Origin of the sequence: Pseudomonas sp. MWU13-2105 (assembly GCF_023242315.1) — a bacterium.
In the GTDB taxonomy this organism is placed as follows: Bacteria; Pseudomonadota; Gammaproteobacteria; order Pseudomonadales; family Pseudomonadaceae; genus Aquipseudomonas.
The window spans coordinates 19,299-41,054 of sequence record NZ_JALLIY010000012.1; the positions used below are offsets into that span (position 1 = coordinate 19,299).

General features: G+C 60.0%; 19 protein-coding genes and 1 pseudogene. 17 read left to right on the plus strand and 3 right to left on the minus strand.

All coding sequences use genetic code 11. The annotated features are described in order from the left end of the window. Positions 1 to 13: 13 nt before the first annotated feature. Positions 14 to 1,660, minus strand: coding sequence for a DUF1302 domain-containing protein (locus M5B96_RS18280; RefSeq protein WP_248798130.1), 1,647 nt, complete (start codon positions 1,658 to 1,660; stop codon positions 14 to 16). A 352-nt stretch (positions 1,661 to 2,012) separates the two neighbouring features. Between M5B96_RS18280 and M5B96_RS18285 the strand changes: the two genes are divergently transcribed. The 13 genes from M5B96_RS18285 (at position 2,013) to M5B96_RS18345 (ending at position 14,781) form a co-directional block, all read left to right on the plus strand. Next, positions 2,013 to 3,764 carry an FAD-binding protein gene (locus M5B96_RS18285; protein WP_248798131.1) on the plus strand — a complete coding sequence of 584 codons (1,752 nt, stop codon included), beginning with the start codon at positions 2,013 to 2,015 and terminating at the stop codon, positions 3,762 to 3,764. A gap of 27 nt (positions 3,765 to 3,791) precedes the next feature. Next, positions 3,792 to 4,925: an acyl-CoA dehydrogenase family protein gene (locus M5B96_RS18290; RefSeq protein ID WP_248798132.1), complete on the plus strand. Its 1,134-nt coding sequence runs from the start codon at positions 3,792 to 3,794 to the stop codon at positions 4,923 to 4,925. Beyond that, entirely contained in the window at positions 4,926 to 6,056 is a 1,131-nt protein-coding gene (locus M5B96_RS18295; RefSeq protein ID WP_248798133.1) for an acyl-CoA dehydrogenase family protein, read from the plus strand. Positions 6,057 to 6,073: 17 nt separating this feature from the next. After that, on the plus strand, positions 6,074 to 6,832 hold the full coding sequence (locus tag M5B96_RS18300) for an SDR family NAD(P)-dependent oxidoreductase (protein ID WP_248798134.1): 759 nt from the start codon (positions 6,074 to 6,076) through the stop codon (positions 6,830 to 6,832). A gap of 40 nt (positions 6,833 to 6,872) precedes the next feature. Continuing rightward, positions 6,873 to 8,993, plus strand: coding sequence for an acetate--CoA ligase family protein (locus tag M5B96_RS18305; protein WP_248798135.1), 2,121 nt, complete (start codon positions 6,873 to 6,875; stop codon positions 8,991 to 8,993). Beyond that, positions 8,993 to 9,472 carry a MaoC family dehydratase N-terminal domain-containing protein gene (locus M5B96_RS18310; RefSeq protein ID WP_248798136.1) on the plus strand — a complete coding sequence of 160 codons (480 nt, stop codon included), beginning with the start codon at positions 8,993 to 8,995 and terminating at the stop codon, positions 9,470 to 9,472. Before M5B96_RS18305 ends, M5B96_RS18310 begins: the two co-directional genes overlap by 1 nt. Further along, positions 9,469 to 9,921: a MaoC/PaaZ C-terminal domain-containing protein gene (locus M5B96_RS18315; RefSeq protein WP_248798137.1), complete on the plus strand. Its 453-nt coding sequence runs from the start codon at positions 9,469 to 9,471 to the stop codon at positions 9,919 to 9,921. The genes M5B96_RS18310 and M5B96_RS18315 overlap by 4 nt, the downstream gene beginning before the upstream one ends. Before the next feature lie 4 nt (positions 9,922 to 9,925). Continuing rightward, complete coding sequence (locus M5B96_RS18320; RefSeq protein ID WP_248798138.1) at positions 9,926 to 10,306, plus strand: Zn-ribbon domain-containing OB-fold protein; 381 nt, start codon at positions 9,926 to 9,928, stop codon at positions 10,304 to 10,306. After that, complete coding sequence (locus tag M5B96_RS18325) at positions 10,303 to 11,475, plus strand: acetyl-CoA acetyltransferase (protein WP_248798139.1); 1,173 nt, start codon at positions 10,303 to 10,305, stop codon at positions 11,473 to 11,475. The genes M5B96_RS18320 and M5B96_RS18325 overlap by 4 nt, the downstream gene beginning before the upstream one ends. Continuing rightward, the gene (locus tag M5B96_RS18330) at positions 11,472 to 12,230 is read left to right on the plus strand and encodes an enoyl-CoA hydratase/isomerase family protein (RefSeq protein ID WP_248798140.1); all 759 of its coding nucleotides are present in this window, start codon (positions 11,472 to 11,474) and stop codon (positions 12,228 to 12,230) included. Before M5B96_RS18325 ends, M5B96_RS18330 begins: the two co-directional genes overlap by 4 nt. Before the next feature lie 36 nt (positions 12,231 to 12,266). Continuing rightward, entirely contained in the window at positions 12,267 to 13,076 is an 810-nt protein-coding gene (locus tag M5B96_RS18335; RefSeq protein WP_248798141.1) for an enoyl-CoA hydratase/isomerase family protein, read from the plus strand. Continuing rightward, the gene (locus M5B96_RS18340; RefSeq protein ID WP_248798142.1) at positions 13,066 to 14,295 is read left to right on the plus strand and encodes an MFS transporter; all 1,230 of its coding nucleotides are present in this window, start codon (positions 13,066 to 13,068) and stop codon (positions 14,293 to 14,295) included. The genes M5B96_RS18335 and M5B96_RS18340 overlap by 11 nt, the downstream gene beginning before the upstream one ends. A gap of 99 nt (positions 14,296 to 14,394) precedes the next feature. Then, positions 14,395 to 14,781: a nuclear transport factor 2 family protein gene (locus M5B96_RS18345; protein WP_248798143.1), complete on the plus strand. Its 387-nt coding sequence runs from the start codon at positions 14,395 to 14,397 to the stop codon at positions 14,779 to 14,781. Positions 14,782 to 14,862: 81 nt separating this feature from the next. On the opposite strand, the gene M5B96_RS18350 is transcribed toward M5B96_RS18345, so the two are convergent. Next, the gene (locus tag M5B96_RS18350) at positions 14,863 to 16,179 is read right to left on the minus strand and encodes an MFS transporter (protein WP_263859624.1); all 1,317 of its coding nucleotides are present in this window, start codon (positions 16,177 to 16,179) and stop codon (positions 14,863 to 14,865) included. A 303-nt stretch (positions 16,180 to 16,482) separates the two neighbouring features. Between M5B96_RS18350 and M5B96_RS18355 the strand changes: the two genes are divergently transcribed. The 4 genes from M5B96_RS18355 (at position 16,483) to M5B96_RS18370 (ending at position 20,603) form a co-directional block, all read left to right on the plus strand. Next, positions 16,483 to 17,316: a fumarylacetoacetate hydrolase family protein gene (locus tag M5B96_RS18355; RefSeq protein ID WP_248798145.1), complete on the plus strand. Its 834-nt coding sequence runs from the start codon at positions 16,483 to 16,485 to the stop codon at positions 17,314 to 17,316. Between the two features lie 31 nt (positions 17,317 to 17,347). Then, complete coding sequence (locus tag M5B96_RS18360) at positions 17,348 to 18,235, plus strand: acetaldehyde dehydrogenase (acetylating) (protein WP_248798146.1); 888 nt, start codon at positions 17,348 to 17,350, stop codon at positions 18,233 to 18,235. A gap of 22 nt (positions 18,236 to 18,257) precedes the next feature. Continuing rightward, entirely contained in the window at positions 18,258 to 19,292 is a 1,035-nt protein-coding gene (gene dmpG, locus M5B96_RS18365) for a 4-hydroxy-2-oxovalerate aldolase (RefSeq protein WP_248798147.1), read from the plus strand. A 267-nt stretch (positions 19,293 to 19,559) separates the two neighbouring features. Continuing rightward, on the plus strand, positions 19,560 to 20,603 hold the full coding sequence (locus tag M5B96_RS18370; RefSeq protein ID WP_248798148.1) for a flavin reductase family protein: 1,044 nt from the start codon (positions 19,560 to 19,562) through the stop codon (positions 20,601 to 20,603). A 202-nt stretch (positions 20,604 to 20,805) separates the two neighbouring features. Here the strand turns inward: M5B96_RS18370 and M5B96_RS18375 are convergent. Continuing rightward, positions 20,806 to 21,744, minus strand: a pseudogene (locus M5B96_RS18375) (D-2-hydroxyacid dehydrogenase). Positions 21,745 to 21,756: the final 12 nt, after the last annotated feature.

The following is a 21,756-nucleotide window of genomic DNA, read 5'->3' on the forward strand; positions in this document are numbered from 1 at the left end:
CCTGCACGCGCTCTCACAAGCTGGTTTGGAAAGTCAGGGTTACCCGTCCGCGGTCCGTACTGCCCATCGCACCCACGCGCTGTTCGACATCAAAGGCATCGGAGTAAAGGACCCCTACTTTGTACTTCATGTTGATATCTGCCGTGACACCCGTCGCCCAGGCTCCGGAGCGCGCGGCAGAGCCAACCGGTACTGGAGAGTTACCTTGCAAACCATAACCGGCCAGGGTCAGGTTGCCCGTCAGGTCGACACCTGGAAACACTTGCAACCAGGACGGCATGAGAATCAACGAGAAGTTACTGGCATCGCGTGTCCCACAACCAGGACCATCCGTTGCGTCCTGGCACTTGTTGAACGCGCTCTGGTTATGGGTGACCTTGTCCAGATAGGTGTAGCCGAGTTCTGCCACCACGACGCCAGTGTCGTAGAGCGACGAGCGCGGCAATGAAGCCTGGGCGTTAAAGATCGCGTGCCACGTGTTACCGGTCGCACCGTCAAGACTACCGCCAAGGTTCGGGCCACCGTTGCTATCCAGAGCCGTGCCACGCCGATAAGAAATCTCAGCCCCCCAACTGACGTCCTTCCAGTTGAAGTTGGTGAAAAGACCAAAGAGATCGACACCACGGTTATAAACCTGATGGAAACGCAGACCGGTAATCGGATCACTTGGATCGACCTCGAAATTCGCCGCCCAAGGCTGCATCTCGTCCATGCGCCGGTAAACCAAACCAATGGTGCCGCCATACCAAGCCGGCGTCAGGGTCATCTGCAGGCCATAGTTGCCACTCTGCTTGTTACGCGGCTCTATCACGTCGCCCTGATTGATGTAGAAATTTCCCAGCCCAGGAGCAGAGCCGGCGTAGATCCGCCCATCTCCGCTATAGAGAAAGTCAGGCCCCCCCAGGAACGTTCCACCTTCGCTTTGCCGGTTGGGCTTCCACTCTAGGTGGTAGTAACCGGCCACAGAAACCGTGTCATTGAGCTGGCTCTGGAAGGAGAGCTGCGTCAAAGGCATCGCCAGTTCCTTCGGTGATGCTCCCGGGATCTCCGCCCCCTTCTGCAGGTTCATCGGCTGCTGGCTCCAGGAAATGGCATCGCTGGAATCAACCTGAGCAACACCCCAGACAATCGAGTGCCGCCCGGCCTTGAGCGAGACAGGGGTGTCACCCAGGCTGAACGTGCCGAACACAAACGCATCGAGAATCTCACCGGACGGCCCGTTGTAGTAGCGCTGCGCCGACCGCGACAGCTTGTCGTCGGAGTAGGCGGAGATACCCTGTAATGATGGGTTACTTTTCAGGTCATGATCATCGTAGGCGTTGTCATACCATCCCGTGGCACTGACCCTTGCGCCGTAATCGTCTTTGTAGATGACGTCCATTTCTGTCAGCACATCGAGGCGGCGCTTCCACATCTCACCTTGCTTGACAGAGTAATCGGACTGATGGTTGGTGGGATCACCACCGATGCTCTTCGCAATACCTTCGGTGCGCCACCCCATGCCCAGACGAAAATCCGTGGTCCAGTTGATTTGTAAATCGGGATTGCCCGTATCAATAGACAGGGCGTGAGCCAAGGGGCTGATGATTGCGCCAACCATCAGCAGTGGCGCTAACGCCCCCCGACAGCGATAGACCGTCGTGCCTTTCTTCTTGTACATGGTGTGCTCCGCAAGTCCAAGTCTGGTGTTGTTGTTGTTCAGCTTGTCCTGGTGACAGGTTGGGGCCGGCCAGCCCCTGTTCCTTGACGTCGCAATCAGTGTCAGCACAAAGCACCGGGCCAACATCGCCCGTTTGGATTAGTCCGCAGCGACCCACCGAAAAAACACTCCCCGACCTACTCCGCTGAGCAGCCACCTAGTCCATTCGGGCGATGCTCAAGCGCCCCATTCGCGTTGAACTTATGTGCAAAGCGAGCCCGAGAGCGCCGAGCTGACCCAGCTTTTCGCCGTGCAAAAAACAAGAAAAAGCACCTCTTCAACCTGAGGTGCTGCCTTACGGAGACTGTCTGCAATGAACGCGTTCATCGAGAACAAGCAATGCGCTGTACTGGTCGTCGGCTCTGGGGCAGGAGCACTGCTGGCCGCCAACCGCGCCCACGACTGTGGCCTGCAGGTCATCGTTATCGAAAAAAGTGATCGCTATGGCGGCACGTCAGCCCTGTCCGGGGGCGGTATCTGGATCCCCAACAACCCGGATATCCGCCACCAGGACACCTACGACCAAGCGCTGACCTACTTCAAGGCCTGCACCGAAAACCGGGTCCCGGAAGAAAAATTATTTGCCTATCTCGACTCCGCTCCGGAGATGGTCACCTACCTGCGTGAGCAGGTGGGTGTGAAGTACAACGCCGTCCCAGGTTACTCCGACTACTGCCAGAATTTGCCAGGAGCTCTCGACACAGGGCGTACCATGTTCGTCGAGTCGGTAGATGCCGGTGTACTAGGCGAGGATTTTTTCGCCCTGCGTGAAGCCGATATGGGTGCCAAACTGTTTGGTCGTATCGCCCTGGACTATTACGACGGACAACTGCTGGGAGCACGCGCCAAGGGTTGGAAACGCAAGATTTTTTCGCTGATATGGAACTACTGGTCGAACATTTCCTGGCGTCTCAAGACCCGTCGCGACCGCCGTGTGACCATGGGCAACGCCTTGATAGCAGGCCTGCGCATCGGGCTTAAAAAACGCAAAGTGAGCCTCCTGCTCAATACCCGCCTGGAACGTTTCATCGTCGAAGATGGTGCGGTAGTCGGTGCAGTGGTCACTCAAAACTGCAATGAGTTTTCTATCTACGCAAGCCATGCGGTGATCGTCGGCTCCGGTGGCTTCGAGCAGAACCAGACACTGCGTTCCGAACTGCTGAAGGGGCGCACACAGGTGCAGTGGAGTGTCACTCCGATGCACAACAACACAGGAGATGCCCTGCTCGCAGGCGAAAGCATTGGCGCAGATACCGAGTTTTTGGATGAAGCCTGGTGGGCGCCCACCGTCCGGATTCCAGCCGCCGATACCCCGAATGTCAATATGCGCAGCGCCCTCTTCATCGAACGCAGCTACGCCCACAGCCTATGCGTCAATCGACTCGGAAAACGCTTCGCCAATGAGGCCATGTCCTATAACGACTTCGGACATGAGATGCTCAAAGACGATGCTCTCTGCGGCGCCAACTCCCCTTGCTGGTTCATCTTCGATGCCAACTACCGCAAGAAGAACATCCTCGGGCGAATCATGCCCGGCTCGATCATGCCGGATTCGAGCCTGCCACCGGAATGGTGGGACAGCGTGCTGTATCGCGCGGGTTCGATCAAAGAACTGGCGCTTAAAATTGGTCTTGATCCGCAGACACTCAGCGAGACCGTACAGGTTTTCAATGGTTACGCCCAAACCGGCGTCGACCTGGATTTCAATCGCGGTCAGTACAGCTTTGATCGTTTCTACTGTGATCCCCGCCATCAACCCAACTCCAGCCTCGGCGCGCTGGAGCGCGCGCCCTACTACGCCATTCGCGTCGACCTGGGGGATCTGGGTACCAAAGGCGGACTGAAAGTCGATCGCAACGCCAATGTACTGAATACCCAAGGTCAGCCTATCCCCGGTCTGTATGCCATTGGCAACGCATCCGGGGCAGTGACCGCCCACTCCTACCCTGGCGCTGGCGGAACACTGGGGCCAGCCCTGACCTTCGGCTACCGCGCAGCCAATCATATTGCCCAGAACAGCCGCCCTTCGAAAGCAGCCGAAACCGCCACACAAACCTCGCTCTGAAGACCGCGCCTGTAGTCCGAATGCGGGATGCCAGCCGGTATTGCAGCCAGCAAAATGGGCTGCAACGCGGCGCTAAATCAGCCGCCAGTGGCTCCCGTAGCCCATAAAAAAGAACCTTTGGAGGGCCGCCCCGTGCTCGCGTTATTCAACGAAGAACAAATGATGTTCGAAAGTACGGCCAAGCGCTTGGCGCAATCGATAGGGATCGCCAATCCACACGACCTCGAGACCCGAGAGCCGGCAATTGGCTGGAAAATGCTCACCGATGTGGGAATGCTCGGCCTGCGCGCACGTGACAACGGTGTGCCGCTGGCGTCGGGTGTGGAAGTGATGATTGCCGCGCAGGCTCTGGGTACTACCCTCGCCCCGCAACCTTTTATCGCAGCGGTGTTGGCCAGTGAACTGCTCGCTCTGGCGGACGCACCTGAAGCTCTGATCGAGGAACTGGCCACAGGTGTCACGCGTTACGGCCTGTTGCTTGACCGCTCTCTCGAACGTCTCGCCGCCCCCAATGAGGCCGGAAGCATCGCTTGGGATACCGAGGGTGCGCAGTACGCTCTCGGCCTGAGCGCTGGCCAGGTGGTGCGCGTCAGCCTGGCGCAAGGCTTCGAGCCGGGCCAGGACGTCGCCGACCTGACCCGCGGTCTGCTGCACTGGCGTTCGACCACGCTTGCGGCACAGCCTATCGGCAAACCGCTGAACGCAGAACAACTGAAACGTTGGCTCGCACTCGCGCTGATCACCGTGTCTGCCGACATCGTCGGGGTGCTGGCCGGGGCTCAGGCCGGGGCCGTGGCGTACAGCAAGGAGCGTGTGCAGTACGGCGTGCTGATCGGCAGCTTCCAGGCAATTCAGCACCTTTGCGCCGAGATGTTTGTGCAGGAGCAGGCCGCCCAGAGCATCAACTGCTATGCGGCCTGGGCTGTGGATCAGTTGGATGCCGACGAAGCACTACTCGCCGCACGCACCGCCAAGGCCTATGCCGCAGCCGCAGCCCTGCCCGTGAGCGAAACCGTTATGCAGGTCTATGGCGGCATCGGCCAAACCTGGGAACACATCGCCCACGTTTACACCCGTCGCGCCATGCTCAACGCCCGGTTGTTTGGCGATGAGCACCATCAATTGCAGCAGATCGCCAATGTCCGTCTGGGAGCGCACTGAATGGATTACCGAGATACGCCGGAAGAAGCCACGTTCCGCTTGGAGTTGCGCGAGTGGTTCAAGCACAACACGCCTGCTAACTGGCGCGATATCACCTCCCCCGAAGGTACCCGCGCTTTGGCCAGGGACTGGCATAAGGCGCTCTATGCCAACGGCTACATCGGCCTGAACTGGCCCAGGGAATATGGCGGTCAGGGCTTGTCGCCCAGTTTCGACGCCATTCTCAACGACGAGGCCGGGCGTGCCGATGCCCCGCGTCTTCCAGGCATGGTGAACTACCTGGGCCGGGCGATTTTTACCTATGGAACCGAAGAGCAGAAATTGCGTTTCCTGCCCACTCTGCTCAGCGGCGAAGTGCAATGGTGCCAAGGGTTCAGCGAACCGGGGGCCGGCTCCGACCTGGCCTCGCTGCGCACCCGCGCCGAACTGCATGACGACCATTACCTGGTCAATGGCCAGAAGATGTGGACCAGCGGCGCCTTGCAAGCCGACTGGTGTCTGTTGCTGGCTCGCACCGACCCCAGTGCCGCCAAGCACAAGGGTATTTCCTGTTTGCTGACGCCGTTGAATGTACCCGGTATCACCGTCAAACCCATTGTTCTGCACAGTGGTGACCCGGAAACCGCCGAGGTCTTTTTCGATGACGTCAATATCCCGCTGACGCAACAGATCGGTGAGGCCGGCGCAGGTTGGCGTATCGCGATGACCACCCTGTCCTACGAACGTGGGGCTTCCGACACCGGCTCAATTTCAGTGCTGCGCCGCCAACTGCGCGAGCTTGAACAGATCGCCGGTGAGCGTGGGCTGCTGAGCGACATGAGTATCCGCATCAAGCTGGCCCGCGCCCATGTCGACATCGAAGCCCTGAGCCTCAACGTCGCCCAGCAATTGTCCTTGCGTCTCGCAGGCCGCGACCCGGGCCCGGAAGGCTCGGTCGGCAAGCTGCTGTGGTCCAAGGCCGCCCAGTACACGATGCACGTCGCACTTGATGTTCTGGGTGCTGATGCCCTGACCGGCAACGCACCGCGCTGGTTAAGCGAGTACTTCACCTCGCGCCCGGTCAGCGTGTATGGCGGCTCGTCGCAGATCCAGAAAAACATCCTGGCACGCATGCTCGATATGCCTCGCTAACCTGAAGGAGCAATACCATGCGCTTGAACAATCGTATCGCCGTCGTCACCGGAGCTTCGCAGGGTATTGGCCGCAGTATTGCCAACCTTTACGCCAAGGAAGGCGCCAAGGTCGCCATCGTCGACGTCAATGTCGCGGCGGGCGAGGACGCCGCGGAGCAGATCAACGCCGAAGGCGGCAGCGCCCTGTTCGTGCGCTGCGACATCGCTCAACGCGATGAAGTCGACAAGGCCGCAGCGCTGATCAAATCAAGCTTTGGCCCCATCGACATTCTGGTCAATAACGCCGGTATCACCCGTCCCGCAATGCTGCACAAGATGACTGACAGCGAGTGGAACCAGGTCATCGACGTGCATCTGCATGGCTCGTTCTACTGGCTGCAGGCGGTGGTCAACGACATGATCGAACGGCGCTGGGGACGCATCATCTTTAGCAGTTCCTCCACAGCCCAGAACGGTTCGATCGGCCAGATCAACTACGCGGCGGCCAAGTCGGCGATGCTCGGAATGATGCGCACCGCCGCCCGTGAACTGGGCAAGCACAACATTCTGGTGAATGCCATCGCACCGGCGGCGGCCACGGAAATGACCAAAGCCATCATGACCGATGCGAAATTCGCCGATGCCCGCGAGGCCGCCCTCAAACAGCATCCGCTACGGCGTTCAGCGGAACCCGCGGAAATCGCCCCGGCATTCCTCTATCTGGCCAGTGAAGAGTCCTCCTATATCACCGGGCAAGTGCTGTCGGTAGACGGCGGCTCGATGATGGTGCGCTGAGGCGCAACGGTTGCGATCAGAACAGACAAGGACAATAACAATGACGCCTCTCGATACCGCCGCCCCTGACCTGGACCGCCTGCTGTCTCCACGCTCAATCGCCATGGTCGGCGCCTCCAACAATCTCAACAGCATCGGTGGGCTGGTCTTCGCCAATCTCAAACGCTCCTTCAGCGGCCCGCTGTATCCGATCCATCCCAAGGACAGCGAGGTCCAGGGATACCTGGCCTACAACTGCCTGCAAGACATGCCGCAAACTGTCGACCTGGTGGTCATCGCCGTGGCCAGCCACGCAGTCGAAGGGGTCATGGAGCAGGCCGTGGCCAAGGGCGTCGGAGGTATCGTGTTGCTCTCCTCCGGCTTTGCCGAAGCCGGAGCCGAAGGCATTGCCCTGCAACAACGTATTGCCGATAAGGCCAGGGCCGCGGGGATCCGGGTGATTGGCCCCAATTGCATCGGTTACCTGAGTATTGGCGGCGGGGTGATGGCCAACTTTGCCCTGACTCCCGACGAGCCCCTGCCTCCCGGCGGCGGCGTAGCCCTGGTGTCGCAAAGCGGCGGTTTCGGCTCCTACCTGACGACCAAGGGCTTGCTCACCGGCCTGCATCTTGGCTGGTTCGTCAGCACCGGCAACGAACTCGACGTGAACATCGCCCAGGTCCTGCGCTACCTGGTCGAGCGGCCGGAGGTGCGTGTGCTGCTGGCTTTCAGCGAAACACTGCGCGATCCGGAGATCTTCATCGAAGCAGCACGCCGGGCCCATACCCTCGACAAACCCATGGTGGTACTCAAGGCCGGTCGCTCGGAAGCGGCGGCCAAGGCTGCCATGAGCCACACCGCCTCGGTGGTCGGCGCCGCCGATGTGTTCGATGCCATTTGCCGGCAGTACGGCGTCATCGTCGCCGGCAGCATGGAGGAGATGCTCGACCTGGGTATGATTTTCCAGGATGGCCGTCGCGTCGGCGGTAACCGCCTGGCGATCATGACCTCCTCGGGTGGAGCCGGTGTGTTGCTGGCCGATGAAGCAGGCATGAACGGATTGGCCGTACCGACCTTCCCCGAAGACGAGCAGGATAAAATGCTCCTGGTATTGCACAGGCCATTCTTCGGTAACGTGGCCAACCCGATAGACACCACTGCCGCGGCGCGCCCCGAAGCTATCGGCGCCTTGCTGAATGTGCTGGCCAGCAGCGACTCGGTCGACATGATCACCACCGTCACCTGGGCCCGTGCCATAGGCGCGGCGAAAGACCTCGCGACCTACTACCAACGCACCAGCAAGCCAATGGCGGTGCTTTCCACCGATCTTGTCGAGCCGCTGAAACAGGCAGGTGTGCCAACCTACACTGACCCGCAACGCGTGGCAAAATCCCTGGCCGCGCTCTATCGACACTCCGTGCGAAAGCCCCTGAACGAGCCGGGCTGGCAGTACGAACCGACCCGCGCGGCGCGAGCTCGACGGCACCTGCAATTGCCCCCGGGCGAGTATGTATTGATGGAAGCCCAGGGCAAGCGCCTGTTCGCCGAATACGCAATCCCGCTGACCCGCGAAGAATGGGTGCATGACCTCGATGAAGCGGTGGCCGCCGCCGAGCGCATTGGCGGCAAGGTCGTGCTCAAGGTCATGTCTTACCAACTGCCACACAAGTCCGACGTGGGCGCCATTCGCCTTGGCCTGCAAGGCGAACCCGAGGTTCGCGAAGCCTACCTGTCCATGCTGGCGGAGGTGCGTCAACGCGCGCCACACGCCACCCTCGACGGCGTGCTGGTGCAACAGATGGTTCCAGCGCGCATGGAGCTGACCTGTGGCCTGCAACGTGATCCGCTGTTCGGTCCGATGGTGGCGATTGGTCTTGGCGGCGTGCTGGTCGAACAGCTCGCGCAAACTGCCCTGCTACGGCCCCCGTTCGACCTCGACATGGCGCGCGCGGCGCTCGGTCAATTGCTGCAAGGGCGTTTGATCCAGGGACGGCGTGGTTTGTCGGAGCATGAGCAGGAACAGGTCGCGACGATCATGGTCGGCGTGGGCAACCTGGCACTCGAACTGGATGAGGTCGAAGAGGTGGACGTCAACCCCATCCGCGTCGCCAACGGCCTCGCCTTCGCTGCTGACGCGCTGGTGGTACTGGCCGGCAGATCATCCACCATGGAGCACCAGTGATGACTGACCACTCTCTGCTCGGCTACCAGTTCCCGCCGTTTCGCTTCAAGGTCGAGGAAGGCAAACTCGTCGAGTTCGCCAGAGCGGTGTATTGCACCGACAGCTACTACTTCGACAGCAACGCGGCGCGGCAACAGGGTTTCGACGCGCAACCGATCCCGCCGACGTATAGCACAGTGGCTTCGCACTGGCAGCCAGATTCAGCAAGCAACCCACTGAATCTCGACCTCAAACGCGTCCTCGCCGGAGGCAATGAATGGGAGTACCTACGCCCGATTGTTGCCGGTGAAGAACTCACCGTGCGTACGGCGATCACCGACGTCAGCCACAAACAAGGCAAGAAGGGCTTGATGACCTTGATCGTGCGGGAAATGAGCTTCTTCGACGCCCAGGAGCAACTGGCGCTGATCGCCCGCAGCACCATCATCGAAATGCCACCCGCTCCTGCATTGAACGTGTCCGAGGTACTGCCGACATGAACCGTACCAACCACAGTGTCTCGCCTTACCAGATCGGCGATACCGCTCCTGAACGTCGTGTCGGTCCCATCACCCGTACCGATATCGTGCGTTATGCCGGGGCCAGCGGCGATTTCAATCCGATCCATCACGATGAAACCTTTGCCCAGCGCGCGGGTTATCGCAGTGTGTTCGGTCATGGCCTGCTGACGGCGGGCATCCTTTGCGCCTACACCACCTCCTGGCTCGGCCTGGCCGCATTGCGCAAATACTCGGTGCGCTATGTCTCTCAGGTCTGGCCTGGCGATACCTTGATCCTCAGCGGCAAGGTGATTGCGACAGAACCCTGCCAAACCGGCGGCACCCAGGTCAGCTGCGAGCTGCTGGTGCAGCGTGAAGCGGCCAACGGCGAGCGCCAGGACGTGCTGACCGCCAAGGCCGTCGCCGCCTACCACGACAACCGGAGCTGACACCATGATCGATATCCATGAGCGAGCGCCTTACCAGCGCTACCTCGAGGGCCTGGCGCGTGGCGCGTTGGTCTATCAGCACTGCAATCACTGCCAGAGTGCGGTGTTTTACCTGCGACTGTGCTGCCCTGCTTGCGGCTCGGTGGCACTCACGCTGCGCGACAGTCAGGGGCTGGGCACGCTCTACTCCTCAAGCGTGGTGTTCGACAAGGAGCACAACTACAACATTGTGCTGGTCGATCTGGATGAAGGGTTTCGCATGATGAGTACCGTGCTCGATTGTGCAGCCCCCAGCATTGGTGCGCGGGTCAAAGCTCGGGTCGAACATCAGCAAAGCGCTGGCCCACGGGTGGTGTTCGAGCTGGCTGAAGGGGGCATGGCATGAGAGCACATCCGTTACGTGGTGCCGCCGCCGTGGTCGGTATCGCGGAGTCCGACCTGGGTGATGTCGGCCCGGAACGCTATGCCATCGAACTCGCCGGGCAAGCCGCGGTGCGTGCCCTGGCTGACGCCGGACTGGGCATGCAGGATGCCGACGGCCTGTTCGGCTGCGTGATGGGGCGCTTCATGTCCAACCTGGACCTTGGCGAATACCTGGGGATTCGCCCACGCTACAGTGACAGCGGCAATATCGGAGGCAGCTCGTTCGTCTCCTATCTGCTGCATGCCGCGACCGCGCTGCAAGCCGGCCTATGTGATACCGCGTTGATCGTCTACGGCAGTACCCCGCGCGCGGATGCGCAGCGCAAACTGGCTCCAGGTGGCTTGATCGAACGGCCCAACTACGAGGCGCCCTACAACCCTCGTCACCCCGTGTCCGGCTATGCCCTGGCTACCGCCCGGCATATGCACCAGTTTGGTACCACCCGCGAACAACTGGCGGAGGTGGCCGTGGCCGCACGGGCCTGGGCCCTGCTGAATCCCGTCGCGTTCTGCCACGACAAGGGAGCCCTGAGCATCGCGGATGTGTTGAACAGTAAAATGGTCAGCAGCCCCTTGAGCGTGCGTGATTGCTGCCTGGTCACCGACGGAGGCGGTGCGGTGGTATTGACCCGGGCCGAGCGGGCCAAGGATCTGCGCAAACCACCGATCTACCTGCTCGGAGCCGGTGAAGCCCACTCTCATCGAAGCATTTCGCAGATGCCCGACCTGACCACCACAATCGCCACCGAGTCGTCAGCCCGCGCCTATGCCATGGCCCAGGTCACTCCGAGCGATATCGACGTCTTACAGCTCTACGACGCCTTCACCATCAACACCATCATGTTTCTCGAAGACCTGGGGTTCTGTGCCAAGGGTGAAGGCGGCGCCTTCGTCGGCGCCGGTCGTATCGCCCCCGGCGGAGCGCTGCCAACCAACACCAACGGTGGCGGTTTGTCCTATTGCCACCCTGGTATGTACGGAATCTTCGCCATCATTGAGGCCGTGCGTCAGCTGCGTGGCGAGGCCGGGGCACGCCAACAATCGAACCTTGAACGGGCGCTGGCGCACGGCAACGGCGGCCAGTTTTCCAGCCAGGTCACGGCCATCTTCGGCACGCAGGCAGCCCTATGAGCAGCGTCCTTCGCGAGCGCCAAGGCTCGGTATTGCTGATTACCCTCAATCGGCCTGAGTCGCTGAACGCCTTCAACGCCGAGCTGCATCGCGAGCTGTCCGATGCCTGGCACGAGGCCAGTGATGTAGAGGTTCGTGCCGTCGTGCTCACCGGTAACGGCCGGGGCTTTTGCGCGGGCGCCGACCTGAAAGCCCAGCACGCACCGCAAGATGCCGGCCATAGCACCCTGCGACACACCTTCAATGCCCATACCCTGGCGATGGCGGCGCTGGAAAAACCGGTAATCGCCGCGATCAACGGCGCGGCGGCCGGCGCCGGACTGTCACTGGCCTGTGCCGCCGATCTGCGGCTGGCCTCCAACACCGCCAAGTTCGTCCCTGCCTTCGTCGACATCGGCTTGGTGCCGGACTCCGGAGGCAGCTGGTTTATCACCCGCCTGCTCGGCTATGCCAGGACCTTTGCCTGGTTAAGCGGCAATCAACGGTTGGACGCCGATCAAGCACTGTCCTGGGGTTTGATCAGCGAAATCCTTGAACCTGCACAGCTACTCCCCCGGGCGCTGCAACTGGCCACCGAACTCGCCGCCAAGCCGGGTCGCGCCGTTGGCCTGACCAAGCAGCTGCTGGCACAAGCCTCGCGGCAAAGCCTGGCCGAGCAACTGGAAGCTGAAGTCACCCTACAGACCCTGGCGTTGCTCGCTCCCGAGCGCGCGCAAGCTCGCGCGGCGATGCAGGAAAAACTCAAACGACGCTGATACCCGGTCCCTCTACAACAAAAAAAGGAACCCACAATGGCCGATTACGGACGTTTTCGCAGCATCCTTGCCCATCAGCAAGATGGCATACTGACACTGACCCTCAACCGCCCCGACCGCCTGAATGCGGTCGGCGATGACATGCACGAAGGTCTGGAAGCGATACTTCACGATCTGCGCCACGACCCCAGCGTACGTGCGGTGCTGCTTACAGGTGCGGGGCGCGCCTTCTGTGTAGGGGGGGATGTCAAAGCCTTTGCGGACACCTCTCAGGTGGAGCACACACCCTACGAGTCCATGGCTCTGGTGACCCAGAGTGCCGCGCGCCTGATCGAGCGTTTCATCGAGGTTCCCCAACCGCTGGTGGCCGCCGTGCAGGGCTACGCGATGGGGCTTGGAGCGACCCTCGCCTTGATGTGCGATGTTCTGATCATTGCCGAGGACGCTCAGATTGCCGACACCCACGTCCCCGTCGGCCTGGTGGCAGGCGACGGTGGCGCGCTCGCCTGGCCCTTGGCGATGTCGTTCCGCGCGGCCAAGTATTATCTGATGACCGGCGAACGCCTCAATGGTATCGAGGCGGCCCGCCTGGGACTGGCACTGCGCGCAGTGCCTGCCGATCAACTTCAGGATCAGGCCCTGGCCCTCGTGCAGCGCCTTGCGGCCCTCCCCCCCCTGGCCTTGCAGGGCACCAAGCGCACGCTGAACCATATCCTGCGCCAGCGCAGCCAGTTGCTGATGGATACGGGGTTGCACCTGGAGGCGGCGACGTTCCTCAGTGACGACCACAAAGAAGCCGCGAGCGCATTCATGGAAAAACGCACGCCGACGTTCCATGGGCGCTGAACGGGACGTGAATGACGGTGCATCGAGCCCGGGCTGGTTAAACGGCATTTCCCTGGAAGTGCGCTGCCTATGCGTCATCAGCTTTGTTTCGGCGGTTGGCTTCGGCATCCAGTCACCGGCCATTCCCGTCTTCGGCCAGTCTCTGGGCGTCGGCAGCGCCATGATCGGTATGATCATCGCCTCGTTCCCCTTTGCGCGCCTGCTGATGGCCTGGCCAGGGGGGCGCCTGGTCAACCGTCTGGGTGAATACCGAGTCCTCGGTGGCGGCCTGATTTTGCTGGCGCTAAGCAGCTTCGGTGCCGGGCTGGCGGCGTCGGCCACGGAACTGTTGGCGTTCCGTGGCCTGTGCGGTGTCGGCTCGATCTTCTACAGCATTTCCGCCATGAGCCTGATGCTGCGCACCACTGCCGCGAGTCACAGAGGTAGAGCCGCGGGGCTGTTCATGGGCGCCTACTATGTGGGCGCCGTAACCGGGCCGGCCATTGGTAGCTTATTCGTTGGTATGTCCGTACGCTTGCCCTTCTTCATTTACGGTGCGGCCACTGGCGCGGCAGCCATCGTTGCACTGGTCCTGCTGCGGCACCTGCGCTATCAGCGTTCGCCGGGTACAGCACCCAACAAAGCAACGGTCAGTCTTGGCCAGGCCCTGCGCCTGCCCTCCTATCGCGCGGCGTTGGCCAGCAATTTCAGCATCGGCTTCGCGGTCTACGGTGTACGCGTATCGGTATTGCCACTGTTCCTGCTGCTGATACTGCAGCAGCCGGCCAAATGGATTGGCATAGGCCTGACGGTCGGTGCATTGGCGCAAACGTTGCTCCTGCCAAAATCCGGGCAGTTGGTTGATTCCTGGGGTAGAAAGCCGACACTGATACTGGGTCTGTCGCTGGTGCTGTGTAGTTTTTTGACCATTCTGGGCGGACAATCCCTAACGGCCTATATCGCCGGGATGGCTATCATGGGACTTGGCACCGCTTTCTGCTCGACCTCCGCTGCGGCCATCGCTGGAGATGTTGCCAATGGCCGCGGCGGCACCGTGATCGCCAGCTACCAGATGTCGGCCGACCTGGGCATGGTCGTCGGGCCCGTGCTGATCGGCCTGATCGCCCAATACCACTCCTACCCAATAGCCCTGGGTTGCACCGCGGCGCTGTTGGCACTCGCCACCCTCAGCCCCTTGGCCATTCCTCGCAAGCAGTCCCAGGCGAACGACCATGGATAATGGGGAGCACTGGCAGGCATGGCACGTCTCTCTGCGATGTCGATTTCGCCCCATTGTTCCCTCACCCCCCTAGAAACCACCTGACCCAGGAGCCTCACCATGCCCAGCGAAATTCAGATGAAAAACCATATGCAGGCCTACATAGACGCGTTTAACCGTAACGATCTCGCGGCGGTTGTCGCGCTCTACAGCGACAGTGCCACGGTCGAAGACCCTTACGGCACACCTGTAAAGACCGGCAAGGTGCAGATTGAAGCGTTCTACCGCGACGCAATGAGCAATGGCGCCCTGCTCACCCTCTCGGCGCCCATACGCGCGTCATACAGCAATGCGGCCGCCATGGCCTTTGAAGCCGTGGTCAACACAGCGCAAGGCGAAACACGGGTCAAGGTGATTGATGTGATGACCTTTACCGAGGATGGCCTGTTCAAATCAATGCAAGCCTATTTCGGCCCAGGCGACATCACCCTGCCGACGCCACAGTAAGATCCCTTTCTTCATTGCACAGAAACAGATGCAAGGGCCTGCCGAAGCAGGCCTGGTGGAAAGCCAACAGCACCCGCCCGATCAGGACAGCTGCAATCGCAGGCTCAGGGGAATGAGCAGCAGTGCGGCGAGAAACGCAAACAGCAAGCCTGCCATTAGCGCCTGATCGATACCGCTGAGCGCCAGAACGACCCCCAGCAGCGCGCTGCCCAGTGCCCCGCCATAGGTGCGCGCCGTCGAGAGCAGCCCGGTGGCCGCACCGATATGAGCCATGGGCGCTGTCATCTGCATGAACAAGATCTGGTTCTGGTTGATCACCCCCAAACCCAGGCCACATAAACCGAAACTGATAAAGACATGGTGCTGCGAGCTTTCCGGGCCTAACGCCAACAGCAGTCCGCAGCCCATGGCCAGAAACAACGCACCGGCCGCCATCAAGCGCTGGGGCCGGCGCTGCCGACGAAACAACAGGCCATTGAGCACACTGCCCACAGGCAAACCGATCAGCAATGGGATCATTGCCACACCGGCTTGTACCAGGCTCAGTTTACTGACGGTGTGCAGCAGGATCGGGCTGTAGAAAAACAAGATAAACAGCACCGCGCCGCTGAGCAGCGTTGAGTAGCTGATCTGCCGTACCCCTTTGCTGCGCAGGATGTCCAGCGCCAGAATCGGCTGCGCCACGCGAAACTGATGCCGCCACAATCCCGCCATGGAGCCCCCACACAACACCAGCCATCCGGCGCAGAACGCTATCGCCAAAGAGTCTCCCGAATGCACCTGCAAGGCGAGCAACGACGAGACGATCAGCACGCAGAGCAGCACCGCCCCCATACAGTCAAAGCGCTGGGGCTGCAGATGTAGCGGCCTGTTGGCAGGAATGAAACACAGCACCACCAGCACCAGGGCCGCCGCCAGCGGGACCACAAACAGGGCAGAGCGCCAACCGAAGGCATCGCTCAGCATCGCGCCCAACAGCGGACCGATGCTGCTCGACAGTGCGAACATGACTCCGCTAAGACTTTGCCAACGGGCTCGTTGCACAGGATCCGGAAAGACATCGGCCGGAACCGCAAACGCCGTGGCGGCCATCATCCCAATGGCCACCCCATTCAATACCCGCATCGCCAGCAACTGTTCCATTGACTGCGCCATCCCGCATCCCACACCCGCCAGAGCCAGCAGCGCAATGGACAACTGCAGCAGGTATTTGCGCCCATACATGTCACCCAGCCTCGCGGCGATCAATGTGGTGCAGGCGCTCGCCAGCATCTGCAGCGTTCCGATCAGGGGAAAGCGCCCGAGCCCATGGAGTTCAGTGGCCGCCAGCGGCAAGATACTGCCACCGATGGTGGTCTCCAGGCCCAACAGGAAGAGCACCGCATAGACCCCGCACATGGCACAAATACGCTGTTGTGGCGACAGCTCGACTGGTAACCCGGCCTTGGATTGAATACTCACTGGAAGACGCCCTCAAAGGTTTAACCCCAGTGTGAGCACCTAGCGCCCTTCCCGCCTCGTCCGCACAGACTAACGCCTCCACTTGCGCCCACCCGGAAACGCTCCTCGACCCGACACCTGGCATCGGTAGACGCTGCAAGTCACTCGCTCAGAAAGGGCTTGGGGGTAGTCCGAGAGGACGAGGGCGAACCTCCAGGCTTGCGGCATCATGGCTGCAGAACCTGACAAGAGGACGGTCGAATGCCTCCCATAAATCCATCTGCACCCCTCGCCCACACCCATTCAGACAACACTCGCCTGCAGCACCAGTTGGCCGACAGGCTTTACCGTGCCCTGCGTGATGGCACCGTGATCGATCCCCTGACCAGCCAGCATTCGCTGAGCCTTGAAGACGCCTACCGTATCTCGCTCCAGATAATGGATCGCCGCCAATCCGACGGCGAGACCGTCATCGGCAAGAAAATTGGTGTAACCAGTAAACCGGTCCAGGAAATGCTCGGTGTGCACCAGCCTGACTTTGGCTTTCTCACCGACCGGATGCTGTTTGCCGACGCCTCCAGGATCAGCCTTACGCAGGCCAACCTGATCCAGCCCCGCGCCGAAGGCGAAATTGCCTTCATCCTCAAACAGGATTTACTCGGCCCGGGCGTGACACTGGACGATGTGCTGCGGGCCACGGAGTTCGTGGTGCCATGTTTCGAGATCGTCGACTCGCGGATCAAGGATTGGAAGATCGCGATTCAGGACACCATTGCCGACAACGCCTCCTGCGGCGTGTTCGTCCTGGGTGAACAGCGCATCTCGGCAGCCAGTCTCGACCTCGCCAACGTGCGCCTGGACATGTCGCGCAACGGTGTCCTGCACTCCAGTGGTCTGGGCAGCGCGGTACAGGGCCACCCCGCCGAGGCGGTGGCTTGGCTGGCCAACACCTTGGGCGCCTTCGGCATGCCGCTGCGCGTTGGCGAAATAATCCTCTCCGGGTCGCTGGTACCGCTGGTGCCGGTGCACGCCGGTGATCACTTCGAGCTGACTATCAGCGATATCGGTTGCGCCTCGATTCATTTCACCGACTGAACCTGCCCCACACTGAAGCGAGAAACTGGCCATGACACGCAAAATCAGATGCGCCCTGATCGGTCCCGGTAACATCGGCACCGATCTGCTCTATAAATTGCAACGTAGTGAAGTACTGGAACCGGTGTGGATGGTGGGCATTGACCCCACTTCGGAAGGTTTGAAGCGCGCCAAAGACATGGGCTTGAAGATCACCGCCGAGGGTGTTGATGGGCTATTGGCACACGTCAAGGCCGACAACATCCAGATCGCTTTCGATGCCACCTCAGCCTATGTGCATGCGGAAAACTCGCGCAAGCTCAACGAGCTGGGCGTGTTGATGATCGACCTGACGCCCGCAGCCATTGGCCCCTACTGCGTGCCCTCGGTGAACCTGGTCGAGCAGCTGGGCAAACAGGTGATGAACGTCAACATGGTGACCTGTGGCGGGCAGGCGACCATTCCCATGGTCAACGCGGTATCACGGGTACAGCCAGTCGCTTATGGCGAGATCGTCGCGACGGTATCAGCGCGTTCAGTCGGCCCGGGAACACGCAAAAACATCGACGAATTCACCCGGACCACGGCGGGAGCGGTGGTCAAGGTCGGAGGGGCCAAAGAGGGCAAGGCGATCATTGTGATCAACCCCGCGGAACCGCCGCTGATCATGCGTGACACCATCCATTGCCTGACCGAAAGCGAGCCTGACCGCGACGCGATCACCCAGTCGGTCCACGCCATGGTCAAGGAGGTCCAGAAGTATGTGCCCGGCTACATCCTGAAGAACGGCCCAGTGTTCGATGGTAACCGGGTGTCGATATTCATGGAGGTGGAAGGTCTGGGCGACTACCTCCCCAAGTACGCCGGCAACCTCGACATCATGACCGCAGCGGCCGCCCGCACCGCGGAAATGTTTGCCGAAGAAATGCTGAAGTCCTAATCCATTTCTAAGGGAGATCGCCATGACTCACTCACGCGGTAAAAAAATCACCCTGCACGACATGTCACTGCGCGACGGCATGCACCCGAAGCGGCACCAGATCAGTCTGCAGGAAATGATCGACGTCGCCACCGGCCTGGACATTGCCGGAGTAGAACTGATCGAGGTCACCCACGGCGATGGGCTCGGGGGCACGTCTGTAAACTACGGTTTTGGCGCACACAGTGACGAGCAATATCTGCGGGCTGTGATCCCGCGCATGACCCAGGCCAAGGTCTCGGCCCTGCTGCTGCCCGGGATAGGCACCGTCGATCATCTACAAATGGCCTACGAATGCGGGGTTACGACCATCCGGGTCGCGACTCATTGCACCGAAGCCGATGTCTCCGAGCAGCATATTCAGTACGGTCGAAAACTGGGGATGGATACCGTCGGCTTCCTGATGATGGCACATATGCTGGATGCCGATAGCCTGGTGAAGCAAGCCAAGCTCATGGAGAGCTATGGCGCCAACTGTCTGTACATTACCGACTCGGCCGGATACATGTTGCCCGAGGATGTTCGAGTGCGTATCGATGCCGTGCGCCAGGCACTCGACCCAAGCACAGAATTGGGCTTTCACGGCCACCACAACCTGGGGATGGGCATCGCCAACTCGTTGGCAGCGGTTGACGCCGGTGCCAACCGCATTGATGGATCCGCCGCCGGCTTGGGCGCGGGTGCCGGGAATACGCCCCTGGAAGTGTTCAATGCCGTATGCGACCGCATGGGCATAATCACTGGGGTGAACGTCTTCAAACTAGCAGATGTCGCCGAGGAAAAAGTCTTCCCATTGATGGAGCACATCGTTCGGGTCGACCGTGACTCGCTGATGCTTGGGTACGCCGGTGTCTATTCGTCGTTCCTGCTGTTCGCCAAGCGGGCCGAACAAAAATACGGCGTCCCCTCCCATGAAATCCTGCTTGAGCTGGGCCGACGCAAGACTGTCGGAGGGCAAGAAGACATGATCGAAGACCTGGCCCTCGACATGGCTCGCGAGCGAGGCATCAACCGCTGATTCGCGGCGTCCCCAGGCATCCTGTACCCCGCTGCCACTGTCACGCGGGGTGCGCTACCAATCCGTTGGCACCTACACGAAAACAGCACTGCTGTTTGCTGCCCGCACGCCTCCATTGCGCCGACTGCATCGCCCTGTTCAGTTTTTCCCTGCCTGATACCTTTCACTTCGCTGTCCCCCACATCGTCCGTTTTGACCATGCTCAGCGCTCCTGTCCATAACACAATTCACCCTATTGAACCCGAGCCACCGCCAACGAGCACTCACATGATCAACGACCTGCAGCCCTCCCAACAGAATCGACAGCCGCTCCCTGAAACAACCCTGGACCCCAGAGAATTTCGACAAGCGCTGGGAACCTTCACCACCGGCGTCACCATCGTCACCGCAAGGGGCCCGGATGGCGCCCCCGTGGGCGTGACGGCCAACAGTTTCAACTCCGTCTCCTTGAACCCACCTTTGGTACTTTGGAGCCTGGCGCGTAAATCACAGAGCCTGGCTGCCTTTGAGAGCGCCAGCCATTGGGCGGTGCATATTCTCGCTCACGACCAGAACGATCTTTCTGGGCGCTTTGCTCGAAGCACCAGTGGTGCGGAGAAATTCGAAGATATCAAGTACGAAGATGGCCTGGGCGAAGCACCACTGCTCTCCGGGTGCACCACTCGGCTTCAGTGCCGTACCGCACATATTTATGACGGCGGCGATCACGTCATTCTGGTCGGCGAAGTACTCCGGTTTGATAAATGCGACACACCACCGCTGGTGTTCCAAAGCGGCAACTACGCCATCGCAACCAGCACTACCCAGACGGTCATGCCTCCTGATGGCGAAGATCCACGCAATGTCAGTGAAACCAGTTCGCTGGGTTATCTACTGGCCAGCGCCTATTTACACTTCTCTGCAAAGTCGCGCGAGCACGCCAGCGAGTTGGAATTGAACGACATCGAATACCTGATACTCAACGCACTTGGGGCACGAGAGGCGCGGACCTACCACGAACTGATCACATTGGCAGCTTATACAGGCCGCTTCGTGGGACGCGAATCGATCAACGACCTGGCCGCCAGAGGCCTGATCCGTATTGATGATGAGATTGAAGAGACAACCAACCCACCGGAGCACATAGACCATTCACATATTTATCTGACACAGGAAGGCAAAGTACTGGTTACCCGGATAACCAGCCAAAGCCAGCAAGTCGAGGAGAATATGATGCGCCAGTTGGGTGTACCTGAGACGATTGCATTACGTACCCTGCTGAGCCGGTTCGTGAGAATTCACAGTCCATTGATCCCTTATCGCTGGTTCTAGGTGTTCAGTCTCGGAGGATCATGGAGCTGAACAACACCATACCTCAATGATGATCCGGCCCGCCGATGATTACGCAGCACGTTGATTAAGTGCGCGTCAGAACGGGTCCCCATTGAGAGAAGAATAAATTTCTTGATCCTCTGTATTTCACCTAACCGCGCCACTGAACCGCATGTGGAGCATCGTGTTCCCCTTTGACGAATCAACATATCAAATTGATCGGATTTCCGTCATAGAACCCCATAACATTAGCAACAATGATATCGTCCAGCCTAGCCACACTGCTAGTGCTCGCCCAGGCGACGTGGGGTGTAACAATGAGATTGGGATGATCAAGTCCTATCAATCGATGGCCCATGGCGGGCGGCTCTGTATCCAGAACATCGATCGATGCGCCAGCAATGAGTCCTGATGTTAATGCATTCTTCAGCGCTTCCAGCTCAACCAATGGACCTCGAGCTGTATTGATCAATAGAGAGGAGGACTTCATAACTTTAAATGCCTTAGCATCGAGTAAATTATGTGATGCGGTCGTTAAAGGGCAGTGGAGCGTAAGGATGTCAGCTTGACGCAAGACATCCTCGAAAGCCGTATAACCTTTCCGTATGGTGTGAGCCTCTCGATGCTCGGCGAACAGAACTTTCATTCCCAGCGCACTGGCCAGCTCTGCTACAGATTGACCGATAGCCCCGCGGCCAACGATACCGAGAATTGCACCACGGACGTCCCGAATGGCTCCACCATGTACACAAAAATGTTGAGAGGAATGCCACTCTGTTTGGGCGAGGCGCTGGTATTCGAAGAAACGGCGTCTAAGCATAAAAATCGAAGTCATCACGTGCTCAGCCACACTTAACGATGAGTATCCAGGCGCATTGCTCACCTTCACTCCTCGCGCCTGACAGGCCGCAATGTCAACTCAATCATAACCCGATGCCGCCACGCATACATACTTCAATTTCGGCAGTTGTTCTAAAATTGATGCCGTGAGATTGACCTTGTTCGTGATCGCAATCTCAACATCCAGAAGCGCCGACACAACCTCGAACGGCTTTGTGCTGGATCTTAATACCCATTGAATTGGCCCCTCGCGCTCAAACGAAAGGGGCATAGTATCGCTATCGAGAAATACAGCTTTCATGTCAACCTCTTT